This is a genomic window from Dehalococcoidales bacterium (assembly GCA_030698765.1).
Lineage (GTDB): Bacteria > Chloroflexota > Dehalococcoidia > Dehalococcoidales > UBA2162 > JAUYMF01.
In genome coordinates this window covers 1-11,109 of the sequence record JAUYMF010000132.1, presented here as the reverse complement: position 1 = coordinate 11,109, position 11,109 = coordinate 1, and the positions used below count along the sequence as shown (strand labels likewise).

Genomic DNA, 11,109 nt, shown 5'->3' with positions numbered 1-11,109 from the left:
GCCATGGTTACATCTATTGCCGGGCTGAGTACCCGCTGGCTATCGAGCGTCTGAACATTGCGCTGGACCAGATGAGAGAGTGCGGCTTACTGGGGGACAACATCCTTGGTTCCGGCTTCAATTTTGAGATAACTATCAAGGAAGGGGCTGGCGCTTTCGTCTGCGGTGAAGAGACCGCCCTGATGGCATCTATTGAGGGCAAGAGGGGTATGCCCCGGCCCCGGCCTCCTTTCCCCGCCGTCTCCGGTTTGTGGGGCAAGCCGACTAATATTAACAACGTGGGGACATGGGCGGATGTTGCCGCCATATTGCAGAAAGGGGCCGAGTGGTACGCCGGCTTTGGCACCGAAAAGAGCAAGGGTACCAAGACCTTTTCCCTGGCCGGTAAAGTGGTGAGGACGGGGTTGATTGAGGTGCCGCTGGGTATTCCTCTGAGCGAAATTATTTACAACATCGGCGGGGGAATTGTTAACAATAAGCAATTTAAGGCGGTGCAGACCGGGGGTCCCTCCGGCGGGTGCCTGCCCGCCAGCCTGCTGGATATCCCGGTGGATTATGAATCCCTGGCCCAGGCTGGCTCCATCGTTGGCTCAGGGGGGATGGTGGTGGCTGATGAGGATACCTGCATGGTTGATATGGTGCGTTTCTTCCTGGCTTTCGTCCAGGATGAGTCCTGTGGTAAGTGTGTCCCCTGCCGGGTTGGCACCCGGCAGATGCTCAATATGCTGGAGCGTATCACCCGCGGCGAGGGTAAGGCGGGCGATATCGAGCGCCTTGAGCAGCTTGCCCAGCTCATCAAGGGTACAGCCCTGTGCGGCCTGGGGCAGACGGCGCCCAATCCGATACTGACGACACTGCGTTACTTCCGTAAAGAGTTTGAGGAACATGTTGAGAAAGGCTACTGCCGTGCTGGAGTCTGCAAGCGACTGGTCAAATCTCCCTGTCAGAATGCCTGCCCGGCCGGTATTGATGTTCCCCGTTATGTGCGGGCAATCGGTCAGGGCAAATATGGAGAGGCGGTAGCGGTAATCCGTGAGAAGATTCCCTTCCCGTCGGTGTGCGGCTATGTCTGCGTGCATTTCTGCGAAGCCAAGTGCCGCCGCGGTCAGCTTGAAGAGGCGATAGCCATCAAGGAACTGAAGCGTTTCGCCGCTGACCATGATACCGGACTATGGAAAAAGAATTCCAGGAAAGCCGAGCCAACCGGCAAGCGGGTGGCGGTTGTCGGCTCCGGCCCCGCCGGTCTGACGGCGGCATATTATCTGGCCATTCTGGGGCACCAGGTGACCGTGTTTGAGTCCCTGCCGGTAACGGGCGGTATGATGCGGGTAGGTATACCTTCGTACCGGCTGCCGGAAGCGGTGCTTGATGCCGAGATAAAAGAGATTGAGAATCTGGGCGTGGAGATTAAGACCAACAGTCCCGTCGAGTCGCTTGATGGTTTGTTCGGGCAGGGCTATCAGTCTGTCTTTGTCAGCGTCGGCGCCCACCGCGGTACCGCCATGGGTATCGAGGGGGAGAATACTCCCGGTGTGGTTGACGGCGTCGATTTTCTCCGGGAGGTCAACCTGGGGAAGAAGGTGGATGTCGGGGACAGGGTGCTGGTGGTGGGGGGAGGTAATGTGGCTATTGATGCGGCGCGGACGGCATTACGCCTGGGCGCTAAAGAGGTAAATATTGTTTACCGCCGGACCCGTCTCGAGATGCCGGCCAGTGCGGAAGAGATTGAAGAGGCGCTTGAGGAGGGGGTAAAGATGCAATACCTGGCGGCGCCCACCCGGGTAATGAAAGGGGAAGGGCGCCTGAAGGTGGAGCTTATCCGCATGGAGCTGGGTAAGGTGGATGCCAGCGGCCGGGCCAGACCGGTGCCGGTTGAGGGCAGCCAGTTTACCGAAGAGTACACGCTGATGATAAAAGCTACCGGGCAGGAATCCGTGGTGCCGGACAAATACGGGTTGGAGGTGGAGAGGGGTGGCAGAATTAAAGTAGACCCGGAAACAATGCTTACTACCAGGGAAGGAGTCTATGCCGGTGGTGACACCGTGAGCGGGCCGGCATCAGTGATAGAAGCTATCGCCGCAGGACGGCAGGCGGCTGTATCCATTGACCGCTACCTTGGTGGTGAGGGTATTATTGATGAGGTGCTGGCGCCGCCTGAGGGTGAGATAGCGCCGGTGGATACGGATGAAGTTGAAGGGGAGAAGTACCGTCCGCCGATGGAGATGCTGCCTCTTGATGAGCGACTCAAGAGTTTTGCTCAGGTAGTCCTCGGCTTTGATAATGAAAGGGCTACCGAGGAGACAAAACGCTGCCTCCGGTGTGATCTGGAGGAACGTTGAGGGCTGCCGGACTGAGGCAATCTAATCTTCCGTGGAGATAGGTGAATATGGCCAATATTAATTTAACTATTGACGAAAAACCGGTTGAAGCCAGTACCGGGATGACGGTACTGGAAGTGATAAAGAAAGCCGGTATCTACGTACCGACACTGTGTTACCATCCCTCCCTGTCTCCTTACGGCGGTTGCCGGTTATGCGTGGTGGAGATTGAGAATATGCGGGGTTTCCCCACCTCATGCACCACACCCGTGGCTGACGGCATGGTGATAAGGACCAAGACGCCCCAGCTCCAGGACTTCCGGCGCGGCGTTCTGGAACTCATTCTCACCGAGCACCCTCATACCTGCCTCCTCTGCGAACGCCGGGACAAACCGGGCGGGCAGTGCCAGGCGTTTGATATCTGTTTGCGCAGCTTTACGGTGACGGAGCGCTGCGTGCTTTGTCCCAAGAACCGGCGCTGCGAGCTACAGGAAGTGGCTGAGTACATCGAGATAAAAGAGGTAACCTTACCCTACACCTATAAGAATGAACCATCGTATACTAACGACCCCTTCTTTGATCGGGATTATAATCTCTGTATCCTTTGCGGGCGGTGCGTACGTGTCTGTCAGGAGGTGAGAGGGGCCGGGGCCATCGCCTTTACCCAGCGGGGCAGCCGGACTCTGGTGGGGACGGCTTTCGGGCGTCCCCTGGAGGAATCGGGGTGTCAGTTCTGCGGAGCGTGTGTTGATGTCTGTCCTACCGGAGCGCTCCTGGAGCGGAGCCGGAAATGGGAAGGTTTGCCTGAGCGTGAAGTGCTGACAACCTGCCCCTACTGCGGGGTCGGCTGCCAGCTTAAGCTGCAAATCAGGGAGGGCAGGATAATTGAAGTACTGCCTCAGATGGAAAATGATGTAAATAGGGGACAGGCTTGCGTGAAGGGTCGCTTCGGCATCCAGGAGTTTGTCCATCACCCGGAACGTCTGACCACTCCCCTGATAAAGCGGGACGGCCAGTTTGTGGAGGCGACCTGGGATGAGGCGCTGGACATGGTAGCTGATAAGCTGAAGAGTTACCAGAAAGGCGAAGTCGCCGTAATTTCATCCGCCAAGACTACCAATGAAGAAAATTATGTTGCCCAGAAATTCGCTCGCGCCGTACTGGGCACTAATGATGTCGACCACTGCGCCCGTCTCTGCCATGCGCCTACCGTGGCCGGTCTGGTGACATCTTTCGGCAGCGGCGCCATGACTAACTCGATACATGATATCGGGGATGCCGGTTGTATCCTGGCGATTGGCACCAACACCACGGCCACCCATCCCGTAATCGGGGTGGAGGTGAAGAGGGCTGTATTCAAGGGTGGCAAGCTGATTGTGGCCAACCCGCGTGAAATCGGGCTGACCCGCTTTGCCGACCTGTGGCTGCGGCAGCGGCCGGGGACTGACGTCGCCCTGCTCATGGGGATGATGCGGGTAATCGTTGACGAAGGACTGGCGGACACAGCCTTTATCGAAGAACGCTGCGAGAACTTTGACGCTTTTAAGGAGTCGCTGAAAGACTTTGCTCTTGATAAGGTCGAGCAGATTACCGGCGTGCCCGCGGAAAAGATAGCGGAAGCCGCCCGGATGTACGCCACCAGCAAGCCGTCGGCCATTCTCTTTGCCATGGGCATCACCCAGCACAGCCACGGCACCGATAACGTGCTGGCAACGGCTAACCTGGCGATGCTCACCGGCAACCTGGGCAAGCTCTCCGCCGGGGTCAACCCCCTGCGCGGCCAGAACAATGTCCAGGGCGCCTGTGACCTTGGCGCTTTACCCAATGTCTATCCCGGCTACCAGTCAGTGGCGGACCCGGCAGTCAAGGAGAAGTTTGAGAAGGCTTGGGACTGTACCCTCGACGCCAGGCCGGGGCTGACCCTCACCGAGATGTTCGGGGCGCCCGGTAAAGAGAAATTAAAGGCAATTTATCTCATCGGGGAGAACCCGGTATTGAGCGATGCCGACGCCAATCACGTTAAAGAAATGTTGAAAGGGCTGGACTTCCTGGTTGTACAGGACATTTTCCTCTCGGAGACGGCGCAACTGGCTGATGTGGTGCTGCCCTCGACCAGTTTTGCCGAGAAGGACGGGACTTTTACCAATACCGAGCGACGGGTGCAGCTGGTGAGAAAAGCGGTTGACCCGGTGGGTGACTCCAGGCCCGACTGGCAGATTACCTGCCAGATAGCGCATAAGATGGGGGCTAAAGGTTTTGATTTTGAAGGGCCGCCCCAGATTATGGAAGAGATTGCCAGCCTCACTCCCAGCTACGGCGGTATTTCCTTCGACCGTATCGAGTCGGGCGGGTTGCAGTGGCCCTGCCCCACCCCGGAACACCCCGGGACTCCTATCCTGCATACGCAGACCTTCACCCGCGGGAAAGGGCATTTTGTGCCTCTGTCATACAAACCGTCCGCGGAACTGCCTGACGCTGAGTATCCTCTGGTGCTGACCACCGAGCGGAGTCTTTACCAGTACCACACCGGCACTATGAGCCGGAAGGTGAAAGGACTCAACCGTATGCGGGGCGAGGAGCTGGTGGAGATAAACCCGGCTGACGCCTCAACGCTGGGCATTGCCGATGGTGATATGGTGAAAGTTACCTCACGCCGGGGAGAAGTTGTATCTAAGGCTAAGGTAACCGGGGCTTCGCCGGTGGGGGTGGTCTCCATGGACTTTCACTTCGGGGAGAGCCCGGCTAATGTATTGACCAATCCCGCCCTCGACCCCGTCTCCAAGATACCCGAATTCAAGGTCTGCGCCGTCAGGGTGGAGAAGAACGGGCACAAGTAAACAGTTAACCTGTTCAAAGTCCGAAAGAGGGGCTTTAGCCCCTCTTTTTGTCTCTTCCCTAGGGCTAGTTTATCTTTGTTAATGAAGCTAGTACCAAGTAACACTTATAGTTACGCTGCCGCCACGGCTCCGGGTGGGCGGAATTATCCCTTACCCCCAGATTGCCACGTCGTCCACCAGAGGCGGACTCCTCGCAATGACAACACGAGTAACGTGCTTTTTATGGGAGAACGATTCGTTTCACTTCTTGAGCGAAAGATAATGCGTTGCACTCTGCTAGTCCTGTGTATGGTTATCTTTGAGGTTGCCGGTCAGGGGCAATGTCCTGTTATGCCCGGAAGCTCTGGATAATGTCGTACCGCCAGGAAACTCCTGGCGGTACGATAACTAACTCAAATTAACTGCCTGGCTATTTGCCTGGCCGGTGTTACTTCATAACACCGGCAGGTATTTCTTAAGCTCGTATTCCGTTACCTGAGTGCGGTACTGGTCCCATTCAATCTTTTTGTTTTTGATGAAAGCGTTAAAGATATGTTCACCCAGGGCTTTGCGTACCAGGTCACTCTTTTCGGTAAGCTGGGTGGCTTCGAGCAGGCTGGCGGGTAGAGTTTCGATTCCCCTTTTCTTTCTCTCCTCTTCGGTCATCTCGTAGACGTTTTCTTCCACGGGGGCCGGCGGCGTATAGTTCTTTTCAATCCCTTCCAGTCCGGCAGCCAGCATCACGCTGAAGGTGAGGTAGGGGTTACAGGCCGGGTCAGGGGAGCGGAACTCGATTCTGGTCGCCTTCTCTCTGCCCGGGCGGTACCCCGGGACCCGAATGAGGTCAGAGCGGTTGCGCCGTGCCCAGGATAGGTAGACCGGCGCTTCATAACCGGGTACCAGCCGTCTGTAGGAATTTATCCACTGATTGGTAACCGCGGTGATTTCCGGGGCGTGCTTGAGCAAACCGGCGATGTAACTCCTGGCTATTTTGGAGAGATGGTACTCATCTTTTTCGTCAAAGAAGGCGTTGCGTTCGCCCTTGAAAAGCGATTGGTGGACATGCATGCCGCTCCCGTTGATACCAAAAATGGGCTTGGGCATGAAGGTGGCGTAGACCCCGTGTGTCAGGGCTATCTGTTTGACCACCAGGCGGTAGGTCATCACATTGTCCGCCATAGTCAGGGCATCAGTGTACCTCATATCAATTTCATGCTGACTGGGGGCAACCTCATGGTGGGAGTATTCCACCCCGATGCCCATCTCTTCCAGGGTGAGGACTGTTTCCCGTCTCAGGTCAGTGGCGACATCCAGGGGGGTCATGTCAAAGTAGCCGCCTTCATCCAGGATCTGCGTCCCTCTGGAATCCTGAAAGTAAAAGTACTCCAGTTCCGGGCCCACATAGAAGGTGTAGCCCAGGTCGGCGGCGCGCTTCAGGTTCTTCTTGAGGATATACCTGGGGTCGCCGTCGAAGGGTTCACCGTCCGGCTTGATAATATCGCAGAACATGCGGGCTACCCCATGTTCTTTGGGCCGCCACGGGAGCAGCTGGAAAGTATCGGGGTCGGGTAGGGCGATCATATCACTCTCATCAATGCGGGCAAACCCTTCAATCGAGGAGCCATCAAAGCCCATCCCCTCCTTTAGAGCGCCTTCCAGTTCCTCAACGGTGATGGCGAAGTTTTTGAGCATTCCCAGGATGTCACAGAACCACAGCCGGATGAACTTGACATCATTATCCTTGACTGTCTTCAGGACATACTCCTTACCTTGCTCCCTGCTCTTCTCGGTCATTCTTACCTCCATTCTGCCGGGGTACGGCATCTACCCTCGTCCCCATATATAGGTTTTATGATACTTCTCTTATGTTTCCGCAATATTACGACGATGTTAAATTTTGGTGTCAGCCCTTTTTGGTGAACCGGTAGCCGATGTTTCTCACCGTCTCAATGAAGGTATGATGCGGGTCCTCAATTTTACTTCTCAGCCTCCTGATGTGGACATCTACCGTTCTATCCCCGCCGAAGTAATCGTATCCCCAGACCCCGGTGAGCAGGGCTTCGCGGGTAAAGACCCGCCCCCGGTGGCGGGCCATAAACTTGAGCAGCTCATATTCCCTGAAGGTCAGCATCACCGGCCTGCCACTGACGGACACCTCGTACCTGTCCAGGTCTATTACCAGGTCATCGCATTTTATCAGTTCCCCGTCTTCATGGTGGGCGGTTATCTTCAAGAGGCGTCTTATTCTTACCAAAAGCTCGGTAACATTATATGGCTCAACGATGAAGTCATCTATGCTTTGCTGGCTATTCATGGCATCGAGCGTATCTCTGGCGACCAGGGCAATGACGGGCAGGTCTTGGCTCTGTTTTACTCTTCGGGAAAGGTCTTCTATTTTCTGATAATCACTGGTTGCCATTAATATGGCGTCCGGGGTCTGCCTGGTGAGCTGTGTAGCCAGCTCCTTCTCCCCGGAGACAACCGGGCAGGAACACCCGTTACGGACCAGGCTGGAAGATAGCCCGGTTACGGCGTCCTTGTTTTCAGCTATTATCAGTAAGTTAAGCAAGGTGCTGCCTTGTTGAATCAGGTTCGGACCGGAATACCCTTTTTTGCCAGGTAGTCTTTTACCGCATCGATGGAGTAAGTCCCGTAGTGGAAAATGCTGGCGGCGAGAACGGCATCGGCCTTACCGTTAACCAGCGCCTGGTAGAGGTCTTCCGGGGAGCCGGCGCCGCCGCTGGCGACGACGGGGACGGTTACTGCCTCGGAGATGGCCCGGAGCAATTCCAGGTCGTAGCCGGCCTTGGTGCCGTCAGCGTCAATGCTGTTGACGACAATCTCACCGGCTCCCATCTCCACAGCCTGGACGGCCCATTCTACGGCGTCGCGGCCGGCAGCCCGCCCGCCATCAGCGCCGGTATGGGTGAATACCCCCCAGTGGGGTGGGGTTACCCCGGGGATTCGCCTGGCGTCCATGCCCAGCACAATGCACTGGCTGCCGAAGCGCTCGGCGCCCCGGGTGATGAAGCTTGGGTCCAGTACCGCCGCCGTGTTTATGGAGACCTTGTCGGCTCCGGCTTCCAGCATCTGGCGGATATCCTCCACCGTGCGTAACCCGCCGCCCACTGTCAACGGGATGAATACTCTGTCCGCGGTACGTTTCACTACTTCCAGCATGATTCCCCGGTCCTCACTGGAAGCGGTGATGTCGTAGAAGACCAGTTCGTCGGCCTTCTGCTCATTGTAGAATGCGGCCAGTTCCACCGGGTCACCGGCATCACGGTGGTCGCGGAACTTCACGCCCTTGACCACCCTGCCTCCCTTGACATCAAGGCAGGGGATGATTCTCTTGGTCAGCATCGGCTATTATCTCTCAACAACGGTTTTTAGCCTCTACCCGATTTGACGGACAGGGCCAGCTTGATAAAGTTGTCGTACATTTTCAGTCCGTAGTCGCCGCTCTTTTCGGGGTGAAACTGGGTGGCGACCAGGTTACCCCGCGCAATTACGCTGCACAGCGTGATGCCGTAATCGGTTTCACCGGCGATCAGTGACCTGTCTTCAGGCTCCACATAGTAGCTGTGGACAAAGTAAAAGTTTGTCCCGTCCGGTATACCTTCGAATACAGGGTGAGCAATCTTCTGCCTTACCTGGTTCCATCCCATGTGCGGTATCTTCAGTCCCGGAGGGAGCTTGCGTACGCGCCCGGGGATGACATCGAGGCATTCATACCAGCCGCCTTCCTCGGTGCCGGTAAGCAAGACTTGCAGTCCAAGGCAAACTCCAAAGAAGGGGCGGCCCACGGCGATAAGCTGGCGTATCGGCTCAACCATACCCAGTCCTTTAAGGTTACGCATGGCATCACCGGCAGCGCCAACGCCGGGCAGGATAACGGCACTGGCATCGGATAGCTCGTCGGGGTTGCTGGTTATTCTGGACCGGTAACCCAGCCTGGTGATAGCATTGGCGACACTGCGCAGATTACCGGCCCCGTAGTCAACGATAGTGATCACCTTATTATCATCCGCCTGGTGTTATGACTCATGGGGTGATACGTCGTGCCCAGGTCACGACTGATATCAGTCTGAACTTCGAGGGAAAGTCTCTTCATCTGAATATTTTAACATAACCCTGCTTAACATGCCAAAGATTTATCCGATCCGAAGAGGTTCTGTTTGCATTTGGTTGGTTTTATTTGTCATTGCGAGGAGCACGTTCTCTTCGCTCAGTGTAAACTCCGCGACGCGGCAATCTGAGAGGTGAGGGGTACCCTTCCCCACACACAGATTGCTTCGCCCTCGGGCTGAACTCGGGCTGAAGCCTTCCGCCTATAGCGGAATGGTCTCGCAATGACACCGCCAACCAAAACCGAATAATACCATCCGAAAAATAGCCTGGTCAGGGTTTACATTATGCCCCGTTTGGTGGTAAATTGTAATGGGAACTTGATTTCAAATCCGGGAGGTCTAGGTGTGAATGAGAGATTGTCACAGATTTTAGCTCCTTACCACGGGCAGAGAGGAGCTACCATTCCCGTTCTGCAGAAAGCGCAAGAAGAGTTAGGCTATCTTTCCGAGGAGACAATCTCGGAGGTAGCCAATTTTTTGGGTCTCTCCAAAAATGAGATCTACGGGGTGGCCAGTTTCTATGCCCAGTTCCGGTTTGAACGGCAGGGCGAACATAAAGTAAGGGTCTGTCAGGGTACCGCCTGTCATGTCCGGGGTGCGCGGCGCATTATGGACACAGTGCAGCAGGAGCTTGGTATCCAGCCCGGGCAAACTACCCGGGACTACAAGTTCAGTCTGGAGCGAGTGGCCTGCTTTGGCGCCTGCGCTCTGGCTCCGGTGGCGGTAATGGATAACACTGTCTACGGCAAGATGACCACGGCTAAAGTGAAAAAACTGCTGGTCGGGGAGCGAGGGGAGTAGTATGACATTCGAGGAAATACAAAAACAGGCCGTAGCAGAATGGGGGGCTTTACAACAGGGGATAAAGCCCCATATTCTTGTCGGTACCGCTACCTGCGGCCGCGCCGCCGGGGCGATGGCGGTTTTAGAAGCGATTAACCAGGAGTTATCCCGATTAAACATTGACGCTGTTGTGTCAGAGGTAGGCTGCGTCGGGGTCTGCTACGCGGAACCCCTGGTGGATATTGCCAAGCCAGGCCATCCCCGTATCATTTACAGCGGGGTTACGCCGGAAATTATTTCCGAGCTCCTGGAAGACTATCTGGTCAATGATAAACCCCGCGCTGACCTGGCGCTGGGTATCGTCGGCGAGGGTAGCCTTGATGGTATTTCCAGGCTTTCTGATTTGCCGGTGTTCAAACCGCAGGTGCGCATATCAACACGTAATTGCGGACATATCGACCCTACAGAAATCAAACAATACATCGCCAATGGTGGTTACAGTGGTTTCCTCAGAGCGCTGAAGATGACTCCCGATGAGGTTATCGGAGAGGTAAAGAAGTCGGGGTTGAGGGGTCGGGGTGGCGCTGGTTTCCCCACCGGTCAAAAGTGGGAGTTCTGCCGCCGCTCCCCGGGTACCGAGAAATACCTGATTTGCAATGCCGATGAGGGTGACCCGGGCGCTTTTATGAACCGGTCTCAACTGGAGAGTGACCCCCACGCCGTACTGGAGGGTATGCTCATCGGCGCTTACGCCATGGGGACAAGCCATGGTTACATCTATTGCCGGGCTGAGTACCCGCTGGCTATCGAGCGTCTGAACATTGCGCTGGACCAGATGAGAGAATGCGGCTTACTGGGGGATAATATCCTTGGTTCCGGCTTCAACTTTGAGATAACCATCAAGGAAGGGGCCGGCGCTTTCGTCTGCGGTGAAGAGACCGCCCTGATGGCTTCGATTGAAGGCAAGAGGGGTATGCCCCGGCCCCGGCCTCCTTTCCCTGCGGTCTCCGGTTTGTGGGGCAAACCGACCAACATTAACAATGTGGGGACATGGGCGGATGT

At 56.0% G+C, this 11,109-nt stretch carries 8 protein-coding genes; 4 read left to right on the top strand and 4 right to left on the bottom strand.

Going from position 1 to position 11,109, the window contains the following annotated elements:
* Positions 1-2,339, top strand: a 2,339-nt coding sequence (locus tag Q8Q07_06530; protein ID MDP3879940.1) for an FAD-dependent oxidoreductase, incomplete at its 5' end; no start/stop codon positions are given.
* Between the two features lie 47 nt (positions 2,340-2,386).
* Positions 2,387-5,155, top strand: coding sequence for a formate dehydrogenase subunit alpha (gene fdhF / locus Q8Q07_06525; protein ID MDP3879939.1), 2,769 nt, complete (start codon positions 2,387-2,389; stop codon positions 5,153-5,155).
* Positions 5,156-5,587: 432 nt separating this feature from the next.
* On the opposite strand, the gene Q8Q07_06520 is transcribed toward fdhF, so the two are convergent.
* The 4 genes from Q8Q07_06520 to hisH form a co-directional block, all read right to left on the bottom strand.
* Positions 5,588-6,928, bottom strand: a complete 1,341-nt coding sequence (locus Q8Q07_06520; protein MDP3879938.1) for a glutamine synthetase family protein — start codon at positions 6,926-6,928, stop codon at positions 5,588-5,590.
* Positions 6,929-7,037: 109 nt separating this feature from the next.
* Positions 7,038-7,703, bottom strand: coding sequence for a response regulator transcription factor (locus tag Q8Q07_06515; protein ID MDP3879937.1), 666 nt, complete (start codon positions 7,701-7,703; stop codon positions 7,038-7,040).
* Positions 7,704-7,720: 17 nt separating this feature from the next.
* Positions 7,721-8,497: an imidazole glycerol phosphate synthase subunit HisF gene (hisF, locus tag Q8Q07_06510; protein ID MDP3879936.1), complete on the bottom strand. Its 777-nt coding sequence runs from the start codon at positions 8,495-8,497 to the stop codon at positions 7,721-7,723.
* A gap of 26 nt (positions 8,498-8,523) precedes the next feature.
* Positions 8,524-9,150: an imidazole glycerol phosphate synthase subunit HisH gene (gene hisH, locus Q8Q07_06505; protein MDP3879935.1), complete on the bottom strand. Its 627-nt coding sequence runs from the start codon at positions 9,148-9,150 to the stop codon at positions 8,524-8,526.
* Between the two features lie 459 nt (positions 9,151-9,609).
* Here hisH and nuoE point away from each other — a divergent pair, with 459 nt between their 5' ends.
* Both nuoE and Q8Q07_06495 read left to right on the top strand, forming a co-directional pair.
* Positions 9,610-10,065 (top strand): NADH-quinone oxidoreductase subunit NuoE, encoded by a 456-nt coding sequence (gene nuoE / locus Q8Q07_06500; GenBank protein MDP3879934.1) that lies wholly within the window; start codon positions 9,610-9,612, stop codon positions 10,063-10,065.
* A 1-nt stretch (position 10,066) separates the two neighbouring features.
* The coding region (locus Q8Q07_06495; protein ID MDP3879933.1) for an NADH-quinone oxidoreductase subunit F at positions 10,067-11,109 on the top strand (1,043 nt) is incomplete at its 3' end.